This is a genomic window from Oribacterium sp. oral taxon 078 str. F0262, from assembly GCF_000160135.1.
GTDB lineage: Bacteria > Bacillota > Clostridia > Lachnospirales > Lachnospiraceae > Oribacterium.
Map to the genome: position 1 here is coordinate 357,931 of NZ_GG729934.1, position 21,450 is coordinate 379,380.

At 53.9% G+C, this 21,450-nt stretch carries 15 protein-coding genes and 2 tRNA genes; 1 reads left to right on the forward strand and 16 read right to left on the reverse strand.

Going from position 1 to position 21,450, the window contains the following annotated elements:
• Positions 1-8: 8 nt before the first annotated feature.
• From GCWU000341_RS05410 to GCWU000341_RS05425, 5 genes are all read right to left on the reverse strand, one after another.
• Positions 9-1,067, reverse strand: a complete 1,059-nt coding sequence (locus GCWU000341_RS05410; RefSeq protein WP_009214803.1) for an RluA family pseudouridine synthase — start codon at positions 1,065-1,067, stop codon at positions 9-11.
• The gene (locus GCWU000341_RS05415) at positions 1,064-1,885 is read right to left on the reverse strand and encodes an SDR family NAD(P)-dependent oxidoreductase (protein ID WP_009214804.1); all 822 of its coding nucleotides are present in this window, start codon (positions 1,883-1,885) and stop codon (positions 1,064-1,066) included. The genes GCWU000341_RS05410 and GCWU000341_RS05415 overlap by 4 nt, the downstream gene beginning before the upstream one ends.
• Positions 1,886-1,969: 84 nt before the next feature.
• Positions 1,970-2,113, reverse strand: coding sequence for a hypothetical protein (locus tag GCWU000341_RS13475; protein ID WP_009214805.1), 144 nt, complete (start codon positions 2,111-2,113; stop codon positions 1,970-1,972).
• Between the two features lie 154 nt (positions 2,114-2,267).
• Positions 2,268-2,351 (reverse strand) — tRNA-Leu (locus tag GCWU000341_RS05420).
• Positions 2,352-2,426: 75 nt separating this feature from the next.
• Positions 2,427-3,908 carry a PIN domain-containing protein gene (locus GCWU000341_RS05425; protein ID WP_009214806.1) on the reverse strand — a complete coding sequence of 494 codons (1,482 nt, stop codon included), beginning with the start codon at positions 3,906-3,908 and terminating at the stop codon, positions 2,427-2,429.
• A 145-nt stretch (positions 3,909-4,053) separates the two neighbouring features.
• On the opposite strand from GCWU000341_RS05425, the gene GCWU000341_RS05430 reads away from it, so the two are divergent.
• Positions 4,054-4,137, forward strand: a tRNA-Ser gene (locus tag GCWU000341_RS05430).
• 360 nt (positions 4,138-4,497) lie between these two features.
• Here the strand turns inward: GCWU000341_RS05430 and GCWU000341_RS05435 are convergent.
• The 11 genes from GCWU000341_RS05435 to GCWU000341_RS05485 all read right to left on the reverse strand — a co-directional run bounded on the left by GCWU000341_RS05435 (position 4,498) and on the right by GCWU000341_RS05485 (position 21,419).
• Positions 4,498-5,535, reverse strand: coding sequence for an MBL fold metallo-hydrolase (locus GCWU000341_RS05435; protein WP_009214807.1), 1,038 nt, complete (start codon positions 5,533-5,535; stop codon positions 4,498-4,500).
• Between the two features lie 141 nt (positions 5,536-5,676).
• Positions 5,677-6,069: a hypothetical protein gene (locus GCWU000341_RS05440; protein ID WP_009214808.1), complete on the reverse strand. Its 393-nt coding sequence runs from the start codon at positions 6,067-6,069 to the stop codon at positions 5,677-5,679.
• A gap of 3 nt (positions 6,070-6,072) precedes the next feature.
• Complete coding sequence (locus GCWU000341_RS05445; RefSeq protein WP_009214809.1) at positions 6,073-6,672, reverse strand: DUF2812 domain-containing protein; 600 nt, start codon at positions 6,670-6,672, stop codon at positions 6,073-6,075.
• Entirely contained in the window at positions 6,662-6,979 is a 318-nt protein-coding gene (locus tag GCWU000341_RS05450) for a PadR family transcriptional regulator (protein ID WP_040653488.1), read from the reverse strand. Before GCWU000341_RS05450 ends, GCWU000341_RS05445 begins: the two co-directional genes overlap by 11 nt.
• A 227-nt stretch (positions 6,980-7,206) precedes the next feature.
• Positions 7,207-7,845, reverse strand: coding sequence for a 4'-phosphopantetheinyl transferase family protein (locus tag GCWU000341_RS05455; protein ID WP_009214811.1), 639 nt, complete (start codon positions 7,843-7,845; stop codon positions 7,207-7,209).
• A complete protein-coding gene (locus GCWU000341_RS05460; RefSeq protein WP_009214812.1) occupies positions 7,845-12,437 on the reverse strand; it encodes an AMP-binding protein in 4,593 nt (1,530 codons plus the stop codon). Before GCWU000341_RS05460 ends, GCWU000341_RS05455 begins: the two co-directional genes overlap by 1 nt.
• A 12-nt stretch (positions 12,438-12,449) precedes the next feature.
• Positions 12,450-15,974: a condensation domain-containing protein gene (locus GCWU000341_RS12605; protein WP_009214813.1), complete on the reverse strand. Its 3,525-nt coding sequence runs from the start codon at positions 15,972-15,974 to the stop codon at positions 12,450-12,452.
• The gene (locus GCWU000341_RS05470; RefSeq protein WP_009214814.1) at positions 15,949-16,857 is read right to left on the reverse strand and encodes an ACP S-malonyltransferase; all 909 of its coding nucleotides are present in this window, start codon (positions 16,855-16,857) and stop codon (positions 15,949-15,951) included. Before GCWU000341_RS05470 ends, GCWU000341_RS12605 begins: the two co-directional genes overlap by 26 nt.
• Positions 16,854-19,265, reverse strand: a complete 2,412-nt coding sequence (locus GCWU000341_RS05475; RefSeq protein WP_009214815.1) for a non-ribosomal peptide synthetase — start codon at positions 19,263-19,265, stop codon at positions 16,854-16,856. Before GCWU000341_RS05475 ends, GCWU000341_RS05470 begins: the two co-directional genes overlap by 4 nt.
• Positions 19,262-20,158, reverse strand: a complete 897-nt coding sequence (locus tag GCWU000341_RS05480) for a ketopantoate reductase family protein (protein ID WP_196794803.1) — start codon at positions 20,156-20,158, stop codon at positions 19,262-19,264. The genes GCWU000341_RS05475 and GCWU000341_RS05480 overlap by 4 nt, the downstream gene beginning before the upstream one ends.
• Entirely contained in the window at positions 20,148-21,419 is a 1,272-nt protein-coding gene (locus GCWU000341_RS05485; RefSeq protein WP_009214817.1) for an efflux RND transporter periplasmic adaptor subunit, read from the reverse strand. Before GCWU000341_RS05485 ends, GCWU000341_RS05480 begins: the two co-directional genes overlap by 11 nt.
• Between the last annotated feature and the right edge of the window lie 31 nt (positions 21,420-21,450).

Sequence of the window (21,450 nt, forward strand, 5' to 3'; positions counted from 1 at the left end):
TATTTTATCTAAAAAAGGCGCGAGCCCTCCGGGAGCCGGTATTTTTTCGGGAGGAAGGGAAGGAAGGAGCGCGGCGGACTCGCATAAAAGTTTTTTTCCGAGAGATAGGAAAGGCGCGAGTCCTCCGGGAGCTTCGGAAAATGGAGCTCACAGGCGTGAAGAAGCTGCGAGCGAAGCCCCGTCCTCTTTTGTAAAAGGCGGTTCAGATCCCGATCCCCATACTTCGGGTCCCCCAGGATCGGATGAGAGACGGAGGCAAGATGAGCGCGGATCTGATGCGTCTTTCCGCTGATGAGATGAACGAGGAGCACACTGAAGGAAATCTGTTCCCCGCTCTCCCCCGCGAAGAGCCTTCTATACTCGCTCTGCACCTCCTTCGCTCCACCGGACGCCTCTTCCTGAAGAAAGACTCTGTTTTTGTCCGGATCCTTCCGAAGGAAGCCCTCGATCCTTCCCCGCTCCGGGGTATGGCCGCGGACTACCGCGAGGTAGTATTTCCCGATCGTTCTTTTCTTAAGGCAGAAAGAGAGCTCCTGAAGAGCCGGGAGCGTCTTTCCGAAGAGGAGAAGACCCGTGGTATTTCGATCCAGACGATTTGCGGCCCCGGGTCGAAAGCTTGCGAGCTGCTCTCTCCCGAGCTCCCCCTTTTCCATGAGATAGGAGAGGCAGAGCTCATTTACTGAGGGGAGGCCGCTCCCATCGGATTGTGAGAGAAGGCCCGCGGGCTTATTGAAAAGCAGAAGATTTTCATCCTCATAGACGATGCGGGATGAAAAAGCTTCCCCCTCCCACTCTGCCTTCGCCCTCCCCTCCTCTCTTTTCTTCTCTTCGGGAAGCGGGGTAAGCGGAGCGCAAAGCTTCTGAAAGCTCTCCTCCGAGAAGAAGAGCTTTAAAAGATCCCCCTCTTTGAGAAGCTCCTTCCCCGAGGCCTTTCTCCCGTTCAATGTAATATTTTTCTTTCGAAGCATTTTATAGAGAAAGCCGTTCTCCGCCCGCCTCAAATATTTCCGAAGGAGCTTATCGAGCCGCTGTCCCGCCTCGTTTTCCCCGATCCTAAGCTCTCTCAAGGATTCCTCCGCTTATTGGATAAGGTACGGTTCGAATCCATAGAGCCGGAAAGCCTCTGGATCTCCCTTAAGAGAAAGAAGAAAAAGCGGTGGGGGAGAAGCTTTGCAAGAAGCCGAAAAAGCTTCATGGAATATCCGTAAACAGAGCATTTCTTCCCGAGCACACTGTCCCTTAAGGCAAGGCGTGCCACCCTGTCCGGCCTTGCCATAAAAAGTATCTTATAGGCGGCTATGCTCTGTCCGTCTCTCTCTGCGACATCGAAAAATTCCGTCTTCACCGGCCCGGGACAGACCGCGCAGACGCGGCAGCCGCTCCCCCGAAGCTCCTCATCCAGCGCCTCGGAGAAGCTGAGAACGTAGCTTTTCCCCGCGGCGTAGACCGAAAAGTCCGGCTGGGGCAGGAAGGCCGCAGCGGAGGCGAAATTGATGATTCTCGACTTTCCCGAAAGATATGGGATGGAAACACGGCAAAATGCGGTAAGCGAGCGAAGATTCAGATCGATCATGGCAAGCTGCTCCGACAAAGACAGACGGGAAACCGCACCGATCTTGCCAAAGCCCGCCGCATTTACCAAAAAGACGATCTCTGCCCCGCTCTCCTCAAGAGCTCTCTCATAGGAAAGGAAAGAGGAGGGCTCCAGGAGATCCATGGAAAGGAGGCGGCACTTTTTCCGGAGCCGCCTCTCCAGAGAGAGGAGGCGCTCCCTCCGTCTCCCGATCAGCCAAAGCTCCTGAATATTCGGGATCCGCTGATCCAAAAGGAGGGCGAGCTCCCTCCCCATGCCGGAGCTTGCCCCGGTGATCACCGCAATTTTCATCTTCTCTCTCCTTCCTCTGTCTTATATTGGCGGATATCAGGAAAAATCTTCTGTCCTCCCCTTTCCCTCCCGTTTTTCAAACGGCTAATCCGCGGTATCCAGATCCGGTGTGATTTCGATCCTGTAGTCCGGATAACGCGAGGAAATCTCGCGGTAGAGGATCGGGAGCGCCTTACCCGCTGTGATATCGAAGCTCAATACGGTATCGAGACGGATACGCTTTTCCATACGGCTCCGTCTTCTCTTTCCTTTTTCACTAAGAGCATGAAGCGTTCCGAAGGCGCTGCCTTCTCTCCAAAAAGAAAATAACAAGATCCCCTGCTATGGAAAAAGCAAGGACTCGGGCCCTTCCACTTAGGCCGATATCCTTGCTCTTTTCTCCTGCGGGAGATGGGACTTGAACCCACACGTCCTACCGGACACAAGATCCTTAGTCTTGCCTGTCTGCCAATTCCAGCACTCCCGCGCGACAGCTTGTATATTAGCACGCTGTCCGCGAAAGCGCAAGCTCTTTTATAAAAAAGATTTCGGCGCAGAATGTCTAGCTGTCACTTCCCTCAGTATGCTCTGCCTTCGGCTTCCGGCCTCTCCTTCTTTTCTTCGGCTCCGCTCCCTTTTCCTTATTCTCTTTGCTCTCTTCTCCGGTCTTTTTCTCCGACTTTTCGGAGGAGGACTCCGCGGAGGATGTCTCCTTCCCGCTCTTTGTGCCGACGCGTCCCCGACGTCCCGGCTTCTTTTCCTTCTCCGCTTCCTCTGGGGCAGGCTCATGGCTCACCGAGAGTGCCATGATCTCCTTCTCCTCCGATGCACTGTCCTCGTTCTGCTTCGCCTTTGGCTTCCGTCCCCGTCTCTTCGGAGCGGTCTTCTCTGTCTTCTCCGCCTTAGGAAGCTCTCCCCCGCTCTTTTTCTCTATGGCCTTTTCCGTTTGCTCTATCTCTTTCCCCGGCTCTACATCCCCTGCCTTTTTTCCATTCTCATTCTTCTCGATCTTCTCATCCTTCAGGGACTCCGCCTTTTTCTCCGTATTCCTCTTTCTTCCTCTTCTCGCGTGCCTTCCGTTCTTTCCCTCTGCGGCCGGCTTTTCGCTCTCTTCTCTCACCGGGGCCTTTTCGTCCCTCTCTGCCTCTGCCGCTCCCGCAGTTTTTTCCTCTTTCGGCTCTTCCCCGCCGATTTTTTGCATGGTGCGGGTCTTCGGATCATAGACAAAGCGCACCTGATTGGGGTTTAGCTTCGGGATCGCCCTCGAAATCTCTTCCTGCGCCCCTGCATGCTCTGTCTTGGAAAAATCCTCCTGGGCTCCCGAGGTCCTTCCCTCTTCCTGGAGCAAAGGCAGCATCTCGCTTTTCTCCTCCCCGAGAAGGGCCTGATCCAGTGACTGATCCATAGAAGCGACAAGCTCGGCAATGACAGCATTCGCCGCGGCCTGTTCCGGGGTCTCCCTATGTGTGCTCTCCTTCTGATCCTTCAAAAGCGGATTGGGAAGGATCTCCACAGGATCTGTATTGCGGTTCAGGTCCTCGTTCCCTCTTCTCCTCCGGAAATTCCCCCGGCTCAGAGTAGGCCTTGTCGGGATCCGGTTCATGGTCTCAAAGGCATCCGTCAGTATCGCCTTCTGGTTTCTCTCCTTCGCGCTCCGGATCCTCGGGTCGTCATTGGCCACGGAGTGCAGAAAGCACTCTTCGATCGTCTCCCCGAGGAGGATCTCCGCTCCGCGGAGGCTGTGCCAGAAATCGCGGACCGCCGCATATCCCTTGTCTTTTGAGACGATGCATATCTTCTCCCCCGTGTCCAAAAACATACCGGTTGTAGACGCAATATACATGTCCAGAGCATTGCTGTGCTGCTTCAAAAGCTTCACCATGCGCACGTTGACGTTCCGGTCCTTCAGATCATCGACCATGCCCCGTTTCACAGCGGAATTATCATCGCTGTAATAGACCACCACGGTATCCGTATCATTGAGGTATTCATAGCCCTCAAAGCCGCTCCCGTGCGTGTTTTCAAAATCCACTAAAATGATCACTCTTTTTCTCCTTACCCTGCGCTTTGCAGTTTTTTCCCCTAGGATTATACATTATATTCTCCGCTTTTCCAATGACTTCTCTGAGATTCTCCAAATATCTCTTGCTTTTTAGAAGACGGAATGCTATACTTAGCGGGCTGTTTGAGACGAGGTGTGATAATGGTAGTCGGCCAGCCTGGAAAGTTGGTGCCCGTTCTGCGGGTTGTGGGTTCAAGTCCCATCCTCGTCGCGAAAGGAAAAGAAAAGTCTCCGGGGAGATTCGGAGAAAGGACTTTTCCAAAAAGTTGAGGGCGCTGAGAAATCGGCGCCCCTGTTTTTATGCGCCCGGAGGCGCACGCTTCTAAGCGGTGAAAATCCAAAATCCGGTCGGCAGTGGGAAGGATATCGCTGCTCGATGACAGTTTTTGTCCGCCCCTTGGCGATATATTTCAACAGTATATTTCCGTTCCGACTTTTCCATCCGATTCCGCATAAAAGCAGGAAGGAGGCAATGCGGCCTCTGCTCCCGCCGCTCTCTCAGGCTCTCTCAGAAGAGTCCTCAGAAGACCGCCCGAACAAAAGGGCGGGCTGCACGCTGCCGCCGGAAGCGCTATTCCTTTTCCAAAAGCTTCCAGTAATAGGTCCCGTCCTGCATCCTCCGACTGACAAAGTTAATATCATGGAGGTATTCCAGGATGCTGAAGGTCTTTGTGAGCGTCATCTTATAGAGAAAGAGGCCGGCCTCATCCTTCGGCGCTTCCCCCGCCTGATAGCAAAGCTCCATGAGGCGCCGGCAGCACATTTCCTCTTTTTGCTTTTCCAGACAGTCCTTCACCCGGCTCGTCTTCTCCAGATAGGCAAATACCGTCTTATCGACCTCCTCCGAGACATTCTCTATCCTGTTTCCGTGGGAGGGGAGAATCGTCCAGCCTCTGTGACAGCGCTTTTTTACATATTCCATAGAATCAAAGAAGGCCTGCAGGAGCCCCTCTCCGACATAGGTCGTCGCAACGATCGGGGAGACACCATGGATCAGCTGATCCGCCGTGAAGAAAAGCTTTTTCTCCTCCTCCATGAGTCCCAGCTGTCCGTAGGTATGTCCGCGGAGGGGGATGACGCGGAAGTGAAAATCTCCGTAGTCAAAGTGTTCCCCCGCCCTCGCTTTCTCATAGGGGAAGCCCGTGATCGCGAGGAACCAATCCTCATGCCGTTCGATCCTCTCGGAGACCTTCTGGAAGGCGGCCCAGATTTCGGGGCTCTGCTCCTCGGAGATTCCGGCAGAGCGAAGGACTCTTTCCTGCTCGGGAAGAGAGTTCTTTTCCGGACGATAACTCAGGCAGTCATAGGGATGACGCTCCTCCTCGGGATTCATGAAGATCCGCGCTCCCCTTTTCTGGAATTCAGAGGCGAGGCCGCAGTGGTCGTGATGCCGGTGCGTGAGAAAGATATCCAAGCGGTCCATGGGAATATGGAGAGTGTGAAGTCCCTCTTCCAGCATCCGGAAGCACTCCGGAAGGCGGAAACCCGTGTCGATCATGAGGCTCCTGTCCCCTGACGGGATCAAAAAGATGCTGATCTCTCTGACGCCGTGACTGTCGCTTCTGTCATGAAGACGAATCTCAAATACCCCCGGAAATACCTCTCTCATTATTTTTCCCCTCCTGACTTTGCACTACTATATCCGAATCCCCCTTCCTTTTCAAGAAATTTCCCGGCAAATAGTGCCGAAAATATTTTGCTTTGTTTCACGATGCTCAGTCATGCCCCTCTCCCTCCGCGGATTCATCATTCATTCTGCTTCAAAATCAAAGCTCCCCTTATGTCGAGCCGCATAAAGATGAATAGAGATATCTCCTGATATCGGAATATCAAGTTCACTGCTTTGAATATCTGATCTTTCAAATATTATATTTTTCTTTTTGTCTTTCACTTCCATAGAAATACTTCCTTTATCCGTCTGAATTTTAATCCTTAATCTATTCGGCGCTGCTTTAAAATGTAGTGTGCGATCCATATTCCCGTCAAAATAAAAGTATGAAGCCTTCCATTGATTCAAAGACATGCTTTCAAAATACCAAATCCTCTTTGTACTTTGAAAGGAAAACGACCCTAAAATGATAAATATCCCAGCCATAAGCAGTAAGCCTAAAAAAGGCAAACCGTTTTTTGGAGTGAACTTCATGGACTAATACTCCTTTATTCTTTCTTCACAGCTTATTTTGAAAATCATATATTGATAAAACAGCAGAGGAATTAAAAATACAGCCCCCATAGGAAATGCCATCCACGCCCTGTCAAAGAATCCAAGTAAGAAGAAAAAAGATGACAAAAACATATATGGTGTCTTCAGAGTTTTATAATAGGACTTTTTATCCGCCAATGTGGAATATATCTCAAAGGGATTCCCATCATTTTCTTTTTCAACTATTAAGAGTTCCCTGTTAAACGTTGACCAGCTTGCAGAAATCCGGTTCCCCTTTCCTGCCCACGGCCGCCATTTAAATTTACCAATGCAGTAATCAAGATTCATATTTTTATAAATAGTTCTATATCCGAGATCATTTAGAAAATTGATATATTCTGAAATCTCAGAGCTTGACTTATTTGAAATAAATTCGATGCAATATAAGTAACGATTCGCATCGCAAGCATCAAATTCATAAAACAAAATTCCAGTATGCACGAGACGATATCCTCGAGAAGACATTCGATTTAACCATTTCTCCTGTAAGCTCAACAGCCCTCCGAAAAACGAATGCAACGCTTCTTCATCGTCATCTCCCAAGTATTTCTCCAGCTAAATACAGCAAACTCTCCAGCCTTTCCAATTCTCTCCGTGCAACTCTTCTTCCTTCGCCTGTGATTATGAATTCTCTTTTCCTTTCACTTTCCATAGCAAAGGGAGTAATCCATCCCTTCTTTTGTAAAGCATTCAATGCACCATATAGCGTTCCAGCGCCTAATATCAGCCTTCCATCGGTCTTTTCCTGAATGAACTGCATAATTGCATATCCATGTCTTGGGGTAAAAACCGAGAGAAGAATATAAAAGCTTACTTCTGTTAATGCTCCACCCTTTACGCTGTCTCTCAACTTTATTCCTCTTTATCTTGGATTCCACTGATCCTGTCAATATAGTGGACGTATTCTTCTCAAAGACCATGCACTCTTGCTGCATGCCGCGATCAGAGTAGATCATGGATCCATGAAGCTTTAGATGGATTAAAACAGCGGCAAGATCAGTTAAATTCACGAATCATTTATTACGTTTACTGTATTATAATGCCTATGCATCACTGTGTCAAGAATACTCCGATCTCTCAGAGCACGGTCACGGCGAGGTAATAGGCTTCGGGATCGGCGCTGTCTTTCGATGGGGAGAGCTTTTGGAGGCTTATGGAGCGGGTCCTCCGGCTGCAAAGAATCCGCTTCCCCAGAAATTGAAATTCCGGAAGCTCTTCCTCTGTCAAAAAGCCGCTCCCTCTCGCTTTCAGATAGCTCTCCTTCAGTACCCAAAGCCTGCTGAAAAGCTCTTCGGGGCAGTCGGAGCTTCTGATCGAAAGAAGCTCCCTTTGGCTGCACAGCTGCTCTTCCATTCCGGGCTCTGTCTCCCTCTGTATCCTCTCGATATCAAGCCCCACTCTCCCGGGGGAAAAGACGACGGCCGCATAGCGTCCGGAGTGGCTTATGTTAAAGTCCATACTTTCCCCGGGAATATAGGGCCTTCCCAGTCGGTCCCGGAAGATCCTGAGCCTTTCCGGAGGGATATCCTGTCTTTTTGAAAAATACTGCCGCACCATTTGCTCTGAAAAAGCGCTTCTCGCTCGGTCCTCTCTGCGTCGGTATCTTTTGATCCGAAGCCGGCTCTCCGGCGGGAGCTCGGAGAGGATTTCTGTCTCTTTTTCAAAAATCACTTCTTCAAGCCAAAGCTCCGAATCCCCCAATCTTTTAAAAAGCACTAGCTCTTCCTCTGTCCGGGCTTTGGCAGAAAATCTACCTTTTCACAGTATGAAAGCATCCTCCCAATGCTCTCCTTGTCCGCTGCCCTCCATCGAAAGCCCAGTTTATCCAGCAGTCTTTCCGTCCTCTCCGAGGCAAGGTAAAAATATGTGCTCCGGGGGATATCCATGAGCCGGCTGTGGAGGATAAAGTCCGAGACATAGGGTCCAAGCCTTGGATCCTCCCGCATCTCATAGAGAAAGCGAAGGTAGTCTTCCTCACTCACGGAATGAACCGGGTATCCGAGTTCCCGGAGAATTTCCCCGAGCTCTGCCATGCTGAGCCGTGAGGAGTTTAAGAGATGATACGTTTCGAAGTGGCTGTGCTCTGAAAGAAGAAGCCGTATAAAGGCATCCGTTACTTGATCGATGAAGGAGAAATCCGGAAGCCATATCGAGGACTCCGCTGTCCTCCCCATACAGATCATCGCCCGAAGGATTTTGTAAAAGCCATTCGTGTCGATATTGTCCTGGAAGATGCCGCTCCCGGAATCCGCGATCAGATTGCCAAGCCGGTAGATGCTGATATCCCTTCCCTCCTTCCGCATTCTTTCGATATGCCGCTCCGCCTCCCGCTTCGTACTCGTATAATAATTGTCGTCCGCCTGTCCGAGATCGCCGTCCTTTTCAGTATAAAAGAAAAATTTCTTCCCTTCGATCAGCCCTTCCGCGACTCCGATAGTGGAAATATGGTGGATCTCCTTTCTCCTCCCCCTGTCTGAGAGCTCCGCGAGCTTTCGGATAAGCTCCGCATTGATCCCGGAAAAATCTTCATAATGCCCGTAGTGCCGCACATTCGCAGCCGCATTGATGATGCAGTCCGTTCTCTCTGCAAGAAGCGCATAATCCTCTTCGCAAAGCCCCAGCCGTTCTTTTGTGAGAGAAGCGAGCACGATATGAAGCCTCCCGGCTTCCTCTCTCGAGGGCTCTGATCCGAAATAATGTCTCCACTTTCGGAAGAGGCGCTCCCGGGCCTCCTCCTCGTTCCCGTCTCTCATGGAGAGATAGAGCTCCGCTTTACTGTCCGTTAAAAGACGCCTTGCGGTATGAATTCCGAAAAAGCCTGTCCCCCCGGTCAGAAAAATTGCCTTATATTTTTTCGGATCCACAGAGAGCTTCTCCGGAAGATTTCGAAGGGAGTCCCGATAGAGCCGTTGTTTTTCCAAAAATTCCGCGTCCGGAGGACTGCTCTGCCATTCGAGAACAATCTTTTCGACCTCCGAGAAGCGCTCCCAAAGCTCCTCTTTTTTCTCTGTGATATGCAAAGAGAGCTCCCGGACCGTCTGATAAAGAAAGAGGTCGTTGATCCGGATCTCAAAGTCTGCGGAAAGCTCAGAGACCAGCCGGATCGCCTGTATGGAGTTTCCGCCAAAATGAAAGAAATTGTCCGTGACGCCGATCCTGTCATTTTGCAGGACAGTCCGGAAGGCCTGAAGGATGCGCTCCTCCCTCCTGCTTTCCGGTCCAAGTCCCCGGTCCTCTCCCTTGCTTTCCCTCGGGTCCGGCAGCTTCCGATCATTGATCTTCCCGTTTCTGCTCACGGGAAAGCGCTCCATAAACAGGATATAGGAGGGGAGCATGTATTCCGGAAGCCTTGTAAGGAGATAGCTCCTAAGCTCTTCCTCCGATACCTCTTCCCGCCGGAGGATATAGGCGCAGAGCGCCTTCCCCCCGTCTCCCGATCGGAGGAGCCGCACGACAGCGCGCTTTACCGCGCTGTTTTCACAAAGAGCAGTCTCGATCTCCTCCACCTCGATCCGAAAGGCCGATATCTTGACCTGCCCGTCGATCCTGCCCAAGAAGTGGAGTCTCCCGTCCGAGGACCATTTCGCGAGGTCTCCGCTCCGGTAAAGTCTCTCTCTTCTTAGGACCTTACTCCTCAGGAAGCACTTTCCGTTGAGCTCCGGCCTATTGATATAGCCCTTCGCGAGATTCTCTCCCCCGATCCAGAGCTCTCCCGGGCATCCGATCGGCTGGGGTGCCCCATATGGATCCACGATGAAGACCTCGGTATTGTCGATCGGCCTTCCGATCGAAAGGTCCTTTTCCTCCTCCGGAGAGAGCTCGATCGCGCTTGTGATGACCGTGTTCTCCGTCGGCCCGTAGTTATTGAAAAAGCGGTAGCTCCGCTTCTTCATCCGGCCAAGCGCATCTCCCCCTGTGCAGAGGATCCGCAGAGAATGATTCTCAAGCTCCATGAACTGCTCCGCGATCTGTGTCGGCAGGAAGCTGAAGCTGACATGATGCTTCTCATAGTAGCGATTCAGAGCCTCCATATCCAGCCGGAGCTCCTCCTCTATGAGATGCACCTCCGCTCCTGACGAAAGAAGCGGGAAAAGCTCCCAGACGGAGGCGTCAAATCCGACCCCGGCGTAGCGGGTCCCTACATCCTTCTCCGTGAGCCCATAATAGCGCCTGTTCCACTCGATGAAGCGAATCAGGGGGCCGTGCTGGATGCAGATCCCCTTCGGCTTTCCCGTCGTGCCGGAGGTATAGATCACATAGGCCGGGTCCTGGTGGGAGATCCCTTTTCCGGAGAATTTCTCCGGACAGTTTTTTAGGATCCCAAGGCCGTACTGCCTCCCGAATCTCCGGACCTTTTCCCTCTCTGGCTTTTCCCTGTCCTCCCTCCTCCTTTCCGCTTTTCTCTTATCGATAAAGAGCAGCACATCGTAGCGGTAGCGGGTCAGCTCATTCTGTATGCTTCCCCTCTTCTCTGAGATCTCCACCGCAGCGATCTCCGGATAATACGCCGGGAGATCCCTGAAATACTCCTTCGCAAAGAAGAGCTCCTGGGACCAGTCCATTTTCGTCTGATAGCCCTTTCCGCTGTTTTCTTCGGAAAAGCGCCGCAGGGACTCGACCATCTCCTTCTTTGTCCCGGCATCCATGACATCGCCGAGGAAGATCACAGAGCGCTCCGCGGAGAGAGAGAGCATCTTTTCCAGGACCGTTCGAAAATACGAATAGCTCCGAAAGCACTGGATCACGCTGTTCAGTAAAAAGGCGTCAAAGTCCCTGCTCCCGATTTTATCGATCTCGATCGCCTCCACCCTCATAAGCCTGATATTTTTGATCTGCTCCTCCTCTATCCTCCTTTGATCCTTTTCCAGGATCGATCCGGAAAGGTCTGTGCCCCAGTACTCCCCGACCCTTTCCGAGAGCGGAAACATCGTGAGCCCCGATGCACAGCCGATCTCCAGAAGCTTCGCATCCTTCTTTAAGAGCGGAAGCATTTTTTCGAAGACATTGTCCGCATACTCCTTCATCTCCTGCTCCGAGAGGTACTCTCCCGTATAGCTGCTCTTCCAGCCTCCCCCCTCGATCGCGTCCTTCGCGGAGCTCCCGACATACTCCCAGAGCTCTTGATTTCCCAGCGGGTTCTCCGAAGAGCTGTCCTCCGATCGAATATCCTCTGCGTCCAGGCAGAGCAGTACCCTAAGACAGGACAACTCCATTTGCAGCCTCTCCAGCGCGGGGAGCTGCTCCTTTTTCGTCAAAATGACGGAGAGATTGAGATCCTCAATGATGCTGCCGATTCTCTCTAAGGGGAGCTCCGGGTCGATCGGCACATAGGCCGCACCGGATTTCAGAATCCCCAGAATGGAGGCTGTATTTTCCATGCAGTTTTTCATATAGATCCCGACATATCCGCATCCGCTGCACTGCTCCAAGAGGAAGGAGGCGATCCTGTCCGATAAAAGATTAAGCTCACGGTAGCTCATGGCTTTTCCGCCCTGCACCAGAGCCCGCTTATCCGGACAGCGTTTGGCAAAGAGGCAAAAAGCGCTGACTGCATTCACTTCCTTTGGCGCCGGAACTCTCTTCCCCTGAAAGGAGGAAAGGAGCCGTTTCTCCTCCTCGGAGAGAAGGTTCAGCTCGGAAAGAGTGATGCCCGGATTTTCGGAGACAAGCAGGAAGAGACGGCGAAGCTCCGAGAGGAGATGGCTGATCCCTTCCTCCTCATAGAGATCGGCATTGTAGTCAGCCTCAATCGAAATGCTCCCGTCCTCCCGTCGGAAAAGAAAGAGGATGTCCGGATAGATTCCGCTCGCCCCTTCCGCATCGTGGAGCCCCTCCATGGAGAAAATCGTCCTGACCAGGGGCATATGGGTATCGCAGGGAAGGGGAAGCTCCTCCTCCGCGATATCCTGGTGCTTCAGCGCGTTCTGATAGACCTCCGCAGTCTCTTTCGAAAGCTCCCGGAAACTTTGCTCCGCTCTCATTCTAAGGCGGAGCAGCACTACCCGGTTCTTCCGCCCCATCCCCTGTGCCGAGAGCAGCAGCGGGACAGCATAGCTGATATCCTTTGAGAAGCTTCGCTTCGATAAGAGGATCGATCCCCCTGTGAGGAGCAGGATAAAAAGGTTCGGCAGCCTTCCCTTTCCCATTGAAAAAAGCTTTTCTCCGCAGCTTATGGGAAGCTTTGTCTCTGCTCTCCTCCTCGGAGCCCTGCTCTTTACTGTTCTGATATGCTTCTCCGGAAAGCCGTCCGTCCCCTGATCCTCATCGAGGACAGCCCTCCAGTACGAGAGATTTCTGTTTCCGATCATCCTTCCCCCCGCTCAAAAGTCAAAGTCAAGCCCCGAAAACTCTGCCGCATCCTCCGTAAGCTCTCCGTCCACCCCGCCGTTTCGGGAAATAAGCGAGAAGAGCTCTCCGATCGGAAGCTCTGATCCCTCCGCAATCTCCCGTACAAGGTCCCGGTAGAGAGCGAAGAAGCCCTCCATGGACTCCCTCAGAAAGAGAGTGCCGGCATAGCGGAGCAGGAAGGAGAGCCCCCCCTCCTCTTCCGAGGCCTCCATCGTAATATCAAACTTGGTCCTTTTGTCCTCATTTTCCATGGCGGCGGAGAGTCCAGGGAGCGAAAACTCGGGGCGATCCATATTCTGGAAGGCAAAGACGGTGTCAAATATAGGATTCCTAAAAGCCTCCCTCTCTTCCTTCAGCTTCTCCACCAAAAGCTCGAAGGGATAATCCTGGTTTCCGAGGACAGAGAGTAAAAGCCGATGGGTCCTCCGGATGAATTCCGAAAGCTTCTTCTCCCTCTCAATCCTTCCCCGTACCGGCATCACATTCACAAACATTCCGACCATCTGCTGCGTTTCTATCGCGGTCCTCCCGCTGATCGGGGTTCCGACAATCACCTCCTCCGAGGCGGTGAAGCAGGAAAGTGCAAGCTGAAATGCCGCCATCAGGACGGAAAAGAGGCTCAGATCCTTCTCCCTGCAAAGCCTCCTGAGCTTCTCGGCGCTTCCTTTGTCCATCGAAAAGCCGAGCTCCTCGCTCTTTCTCTCCCCTCCTCTTCTCTCAAAGTCAAGCGGCAGCTCCTCTCTATGGTATCCCTCCATCTTCTCAAGCCAGAAGCGCTCCTGTCGGCTGAGATCCAGTTTCCTCTGCCAAAGCGCAAAGTCCTTGTACTGAAGCTCCTGCCGCCCCACCGGCATTCCCTGATAGAGCTTCACGAATTCATCGCTCAGGATGCGAAGGGAGCTTCCGTCTGCGGCGATATGGTTCATAACGATAAAGGAAAGATACTCCTCCTTCGAAATCTCCAGGAGGGCGACCCGAAGAAGGGGTTCCTTTCCAAGGTCGAAGGGCCGATTCATGAGCTCTCTGAGCCTTGGGAGGGAAGCCTCTTCCCCTCCCCTGAGCTCGGTGATCGAGAGCTCCTTTTCCTCGTCCACGGACTGCCGCGCTGCCCCGTCTTCTATATAGAAGCGGCTTCGAAAAATGTCGTGCAGGCGAAAAATCCTTTGAAAGCTTGAGCGGAAGCGTTCGATATCGAGCTGCCCCCGGAAGCGAATCGAAAAGGGCATGTTGTAGGAGCTGTCCTCCGGGTCTCTGAGATAGAGAAGGAACATCCGCTGCTGCGCATAGGAGAGCGGGTAAGAGCTCTGCTTTGGAGCCTTTTCGATATGGTAAAGGGCCCCTCTCTCCTCGGGATCTCCGACATTCTCCTCTACATGTGCGGCCAGCTTTTCGATCGTGCTGTATTGCAGGATATCCGCCATCGTCATCTGGCTGCCATGGGCTGCATTGATCCGGTTTACGATCCGGTAGGCCGTGATGGAATCCCCTCCCAGGGCGTAAAAGCTGTCATGGACGGAGAACTCATGAAATCCCATTTCCCGCTGAAAGATGCCTGCAATTTCCCGCTCCATCCTGCTGTAGGAAGCACCTTCCTCCCTTCCCCTTAAGACAATAGGCTCCATCTCCTCCCCCGGACCTCCCGTCTCCTCCTCTCTCCCGGGCGATTTTCTCAGTTTCTCCTTCGGGAGACGGATCCAGCAGCGCTCCTTTTCGAAGGGATAGAGCGGAAGCCGCATTCGGTTCTTCCTGCGATGATAATAGATGCTCTCAAAGGAAAAGCTTCGGAATCGGACATAGGAAGCGCACAGCTCCTCCATCGTAAGCCCCTCTGCCCGCGGACTGCCCTCCCCCTCTTCCTCCGCCCTTCCAAAGCAGACTCCCTCCGGGAGATAGTCCGGTTCATCCAGCAGGCGATAATCATAGATCTCCTCCAGCGTCCTCCAAAGGCTCTCACTGTCAGAGAGCTGGAAGGCGAGGCGATAGTCATAGTGCGTCCTGTCAAGCTGCATGCTCGTACAGAGTGCCTCCAGCTCTCTATCCTCAAGATCCAGGGCGAGGATCCGGTAGGAGTTGATAAGCTCATACAGCGCCTCCCTGCTCTTTGCGGAGAGGGGAAAGAGATGCGAGGCTTCGGGAGCGCTCCTCCTCTCCTCCCTCTCATCCTCTCCCTCCTCTTCCCGATGCGCCTCCATCACGAGATGACAGTTCGTCCCGCTGAAGCCGAAGGCGCTGACTCCCGCGATCCATCTCCCGTTCCTGGGCTCCCACTCGCAGTACTCCTCCGAGATCCGAAGCGGGGAATGCTCCAGCCGGATCTCCGGGTTTAAGCGGTGAAAATGTGCGCTCGGGACATAGCATCGATGATAGAGCATCAGCGCGGTCTTTATGACGCCGACAATGCCCGCGCAGTCATAGAGATGCCCGAGATTCGACTTGACGGAACCGATGCGGCAGAAGTCCTCCTCCTCGGTATCGCAGCGGAAGGCCTGGTTCAGGGCCTCGATTTCAACCGGATCCCCGAGCCTCGTGCCGGTCCCGTGCGCCTCGATATAGGAGATCTCCTCCGCCCTCACAGCGGCATCCTTCCACGCCTGCCTGAGCACTCGGGTCTGGGCATTTCCGTTCGGGGCCGTGAGGCCGATGCAGCTTCCATCCTGGTTCACAGCGCTCCCCCGGATCACGGCATAGATCATATCGCCGTCCTTCTCCGCCTCGGGGAGGGATTTTAAGAGGATCCCGGCCGCGCCCTCACCAAGCCCTGTTCCGCTCGCATTCTCATCAAAGACCCTGGTATAGCCGTCCTCTGACTCGATGCCGATGGAGTGCTCTCTCCCGGGAAAGAGCACTGTCCGAACTCCCGCGGCGAGCGCCATACTGCACTCTCCGGAACGGATCGCGCGGCAGGCCTGGTGAACTGCGGTGAGAGAGGAAGAGCAGGCAGTATCGATCAGCATCGCCGGTCCGCGAAGGTCCAGAAGATAGGCGATCCTCCCCGCCATCATAGAGGCCAGACTCCCCGTCGGAGAACTCTCCTCCTGACTTTCATAAACCATGCTGGTATAAGCTCCCCCGTCATAGTCCCCGATATAGCCGATGAAAAGCCCTGTATCGCTCCCCCGTACCCTCTCCTCAGAAAGCCCCGCATCCTGTATCGTCCTGTAGATCAGCTGTAAAAGGATGCGCTGGTTTGGGTTCATCAGGGCGGCTTCCCTGGGCGTGATATGGAAGAAACGATAGTCAAAGCTATCGATCTCACAAAGATAATTTCCAAGGCGATAGTCCGCGCGGCCGAGTCCGGCATAGGCGCGGCAATTATCCGCATCTCTCCTTCTCTTTTCCGGAAATTCCGATACGGAGTCCCGGCCGAGCTTCAGATTATCAAAGAATTCCTCTGTCCCATCGGCGTTCGGAAGCAGGCAGTCCATCCCGATCACCGCGATATCCTCCGAGTAAAGAGAACGGACCGTCCCCTCATTCCCCTCTGTACAGCTTCGCATGGCAGTTTGCTTCCTCCTGTCTCAGCATTCCCGATAAAGTTGCCCTGGCTCCGAATTCCACGAACTCGCTCACTCCGGCGCGAAAGAGATAACGCATACTCTCCCTCCAGTGTACGGGGCTTATGAGCTGCCTCCTTAAGCTCCTCCGGATCTCTGAGAGAGAACGATACGGTCTTCCGCTCACATTGGAAAGGATGCTTCCCCGGATCGGATGGAGCCGGGTCCTCTCCAGGCATTCTCCGAGCGCTCCGACCGCCCCCTCCATGAGCCTGCTGTGGAAGGCCCCGCTCACTCGGAGAAGGATCGGCTCCCCGGCTCCGGAGGCCTCGATCTCCCCGGCCATTTCCCGGATCGCCCCCTCCTCCCCCGAAAGGACGAGCTGCTTTTGACTGTTCAGGCAGGCAAGATCCAGGCAAAGCCCTCTCCGATAGCGCGCATGCCGGATGCAGGAAAGGAGCTTCTCTCTCTCGGGATTTCGCACCGCCATCATGCTCCCTCTCGCTTTGTCTGCCGCGCGCTTCATATATGCCGCCCGCTTTACGATAAGATGCAGCGCATCCCGAAAGGAAAGAACGCCGGCGGAGAGCAAAGCGGAGTATTCTCCCAGACTGTGGCCCGCAAAATAATCCGCATCCCTTCCATGCTCCTCTCTGTAGATGAGAAACCAAAGATAGGAACAAAGGAGGATGGCGGGCTGAGAGACTGTGGTCTCCTTAAGCTCTTCCTCCGTTCCGTATTTACAGAGCTCAGAAAGGGGAAATCCGCAGATTTCATCCGCCTCCTCAAAATAAGCCGCGGCGCGGGGGAAGCGTTCCAGGATGGGCAGGGCCATGCCGGCGCACTGAGCCCCCTGCCCTGAAAAAAGAAAGGCCTTTTTGCTCATTTTTCCTCCTCTTCCCTCTTCCTGCACAAAAGTCCGGACATCCTCACGGCAAAGCTCCGGAGTTCCTCCCTTCCTATGGCCGAGGAAGAGCTCAAAAAGCAGGCTGCCCGTCCCTCCGAAAGCCGATACTCTGCGCAAAGGTCATAATTCTTCGATAAGCTTAAGTTCGAGCGGTTGAGCTCTGCATCATAGAGAAGGAATCGGAGTCCCCCTCCGGGAGAGGAGGGTGTCCGAAAGAGCTCTCCTGTATTCATTTCTCCGAGTCTCTCCCCCTTCAAGGAGCAAAGACAGAGGATATCCGCCTCATCCATCATCACATGGAAGCTCCCGCCCTCCTCGGGAGAGAGGGAGTGGAGCGCCCCGACAAAGCTCTGGAAAATCTCCTCTTTCCGTCCTTCCCCACTGCATTCTGCTTCAAAGCGGAAAAATCCGTTCCGGAAGGGCTCTCTCTCCTCTTCTCTCTCCCTCTTAAAGTGAAGGGAGGGAAGAAGCAAGGCCTCCCGGCTGTCCAGGAAACAGGAGAGCGCGTGGACATTGGGACAGCGGAAGAGATCCGATGGGCGAAGCTCTCTCCCGAATTCCTCCCAGATCCTCGCGCTCAGACGGGCAAGCTTTACGGAATCGAGTCCGAGCTCCATGAAATTATCGAAGCGGCTCCAGCACCCCCCGCCGCTTTCCTCCATGAACTCCCCAAAGAGGCGCATGAGGGCCTTTTCCGTCTTGGTCAGATCCTCCTCCAGATCCTCTTTTTCGGAGAGATCCCGCTCCGCCTCATATATCGCGAGTTCCCCTTCCTGCAGCAAACGGACGAGCTCTGTCCGCTTCCGCTTTCCGCTCTCCGTCTTCGGTATCCTCTCTACCGGCACGATTCCAAAGATTCTTAATCCCGATGTGAGGAGCGCTGCCTCCCTCGCCCTTTTTGAAAATGAACTGAGCTCCTCCTCCCCGACGCCGCTCACAAAAAGATACACTCTGTCGATATTGTCCCGATCCGGTATCGCGGAGACCGCGAGATTTTCCGCGGGAAAGCACAGCCTTTTCTCCAGCGCTTCCTCTATGTCGGAGGGATAGAAGTTCTGTCCGTTCACAAAAAGAATCTCCTTGAGTCTCCCGCTGATATAGAGCCTTCCGCCGTAGAAAAATCCGGCGTCTCCCGTCCTCAGCCATCCGTCCGGAGAAAAGAGCTGCTCCGTGAGCTCCTCTTCCCCAAAGTAGCCCGAGGTGACATTCTCTCCTCGTATTTCGATCTCCCCCACGCTGCCCTCCGGGAGGACGAGATCCCTTTCCCCGCAGATACGGATCTCACAGCCCTCTGCGGCGCGCCCTAAATCGACCAGTTTCCTGCCCTCCTCCTTTCCTCCGGAAATCCGCACCTTCCCAAAAAGCGTAAGGCTTTCCTTCGAAAAGCTCTCAAAGTGAAGTCCGCTTCCCGCCTCCGAGAGCGAGATGAGAAGACTTGCCTCCGCCATTCCATAGGCATTGATGAAGACCTTATCAGAGAGCCCGAAGGGGCTTAACTCCCGGAGAAAAGCTTCGCAGAGATCGGCGGAGATCGGTTCCGCCCCATTTAAAAGATAGCGAAGGGAAGAGAGATCCCAATCTCCCCTTTCTCCCGAAGACAGGAGTCCAAGTATCAGCTTATAGGCGAAATTCGGAGCAAGCGTCACCGTTATGGCATGCTCTGTGAGCTTGTCCAGCCAGAGTCCGGGCTTTCGTATGAAATCCTGCGTCGGCATAAGGCATTGATTTGCCTTTATGAGAATCGGGCTCAGATGCGCTCCGATGAGTCCCATATCGTGGCTGAGGGGAAGCCAGCTCAGGACGTGATCTCTCTCCGAAAAATCGGCTCCCCGGCTGATCCCGAGGAGATTGCTCAGGATATTCCTATGACTTAAAAGAACCCCCTTCGGCCTCCCCGTGGAGCCGGAGGAAAACTGGATCATCGCCGCATCCCTCTCGGATAAAGGAGCCTCCCTGCCCCGCCCTCCAAACAGAAGGAGAGCCTCCACACTCTGAATCTCCCTCTCCTCTTCCAAAGCTTCAGGGAGGGCTCTTTCCCTCCGGAGGGAGAGCAGGCGCTCCTCGGAGAGAAGGTGTGCCGTCTTTAAGACAGCGCTCACGCTTCGGAGCTTCCGCTCCTTCTCCTCATCGAGAGCGGCGGGAAGAGCCGCCGGGAGCATGCCTCCCAGGAGGCAGCCCCAGAAGGCAATCAGGAAGCGATGGGGGTCCGCGATCTGAAGGATCACCCTGTCTCCGGGCCGATAGCCCCTCTCCTGCATACCTCCCAGGATCTTTTCCGCCTCTCTAAGAAGCTCCGCATAGCTTGTGAAGCTCTCTTTTCCGGCTTCAATAAAGCGGATTCCCTTCTCCGACTCCGCAGCACTTTTCAGGATATCGATCAGATTCATTGGACCTCTCTCCTCTTCTTAAGGATCCGGTAGAGCTCTCTGTGGAGAAGCTCCATCTCCGCTCTTGCCTTCTCGGCATGTCTGTAAATAAAGCGTTCTCCGCTCTCAGAGCAGTAGAAGGCCGAGAGCGCCGCCGAGAGCGCAGGCTCCGGGAGATGCAAAAAAAGCTTCATCTCCCCCGGAAGAATTCTGATCCCGCTTTTCTTTAAAAGCCACAGATTGCTCCGGATCCTGCGGACCGTCCTCTTCATCAGCGCTCTGTTCCTCCCCGCGTCGATGTGATTTCCTCCCCCCTCGTAAATGGCATCCCCGAGAGGGACGACCATGGCGAGGTGGCAAAGCTGCCAGTCATACATCCTCGGACAGATTGCAAAGGGGATATGGGAGCGGAGAAAGATCCGCTTCAGCGCATAGATCCGGGCCGTCCTCTCCCCTCCGATCTCTCCGAAGCTCGTCTTCTGGAGAAAGGACGGTGTCAGACCACCATAGAGCACCCCTCCCTCGATCGAGCCTCCGGCGCCCGGAAAAGCCGGAATCAGCCGCCCCCTCCCGAGGATTTTCTCCCAGCCTTCATAGCCATCCAGATTGTTGATCATGCTCACGATATTTTTGCATTCCGAATCGGCGAGCTGCCGGAACGCCTCCTCCGCCCGCTCCCTCCGCACCGTGACGAAGATAAAATCGTAGCTCCCGGCGGAATCCTTCACGAGGCGAACCGGGCAGCGCAAAGTCCTGTTCCCCTCCCGGTACAAAAGCCCCCTCTTCGAAAGCTCCGAAAGCCTCTGCCCCCTCGCATAGACACTCACCGGATAGCCCGCAAGAGACAGACTCTTCGCATAGATGCTCCCCACCGCTCCACAGCCGAAAATCAACAACCTTTCCTTATACCGCATGACAGCGCCTCCCATCGGAAAGCCCCTCCAGATCCGCATCGCGGATCACAAGCTCCCCCTCGGAAAGTCCTTCCTTTATCACATATACGGTATTGCTCTTGTAGCTCACATTGACCTCTGTCTTAACCGCCCGATTGCCGATCAGGCGGAATACGAAATCCCTGCCGTCGCTCCGAAAGACCGCGGAGCCCGGGACAGACAGAACCTCCTTCTCCCGGTAGATCGTAAACTCCAGATCCACGTCACTCCCGGGCTTTAAGGCCGGTCCCTCCTCCAGCTCGACGACGAGCTTCACCTTGTATTCCTTCAGTCCGAGCGCGGAGGTGGAGGACTCCGCAAAGCCGAAGATCTCAGAAATCACAGCTTTGCAGGACTCATCCTTTCCCTGAAGCTTCTGCGTGAGCTTCACTTCGTCCCCCACCCTGAGGTAGGGCTCATAGGAGGTCAGGATATCCGCCTCGGCCCTCCTGCTTTTTCCGTCCCGGATCACAAAAAGCTGCTGCCCCTCCGCGACCTGTGATAAGCCCGCAATATCCGCTCTCACGATATAGCCGCTGCAGGCTGCCCGGATCTCACACTTTCCCTTCTTTTTCTCCAGCTGCTCGATTCCCTTTTCCTCTGCCCCGATCATCGCGTCAAGCTTCTCCCTGGTATCGCCCGCATAATCATTTTTCAATTTCTCTTCGAGGCTTCTCCGTCTGGACTCCGAGAGCTCCAGTGAGCTTTTCGCGTTTTCCAGGGCGAGCTCCGCCTTTTCCTTCTCCTCCTGCGAGATATCACCGCTCTCATAGAGGCTCTTAGATCGGTCGAGATCCCGCTCCGCCTTCTCTTCCCTGCTCCTTTCCTCTCTCTCCTTAAGTCTGAGCTGCTCCATCTCCGATCGGATATCCTCCTTCTTTCGGCTTTCCTCTGAGACAGCTCCTTCGATCTCTGCCTGATAGGCCGCAATATTTTGCCGCTTTACGGCGATCGCATCGTCGTAGTTCTCCGTTTTTATCCTGGCAAGGATATCTCCCTCTTCTACATAAGAGCCCTCGGAAAAGAAAAGCTCCTCAACGCCCCCGCTCACCTCAGAGATCAGTGCCCTGTCCTCCCCGCCCCGGACGACGCCGGTCTCCGTAAAGCGATCGACGACTTCCCCCCTCTCCACCCTGCACGCAGAGACCGGCAGGCCCCTATGCAGGAAGAAAAGGAAGGCGGCAGGAAGGAGAAGAACGACAGCTGCCATCAGAATGTATTTTCCTTTAAAGATCCTCTTCACTACTTCTTTCCTCCCTCTTTTCCCTTCTTCT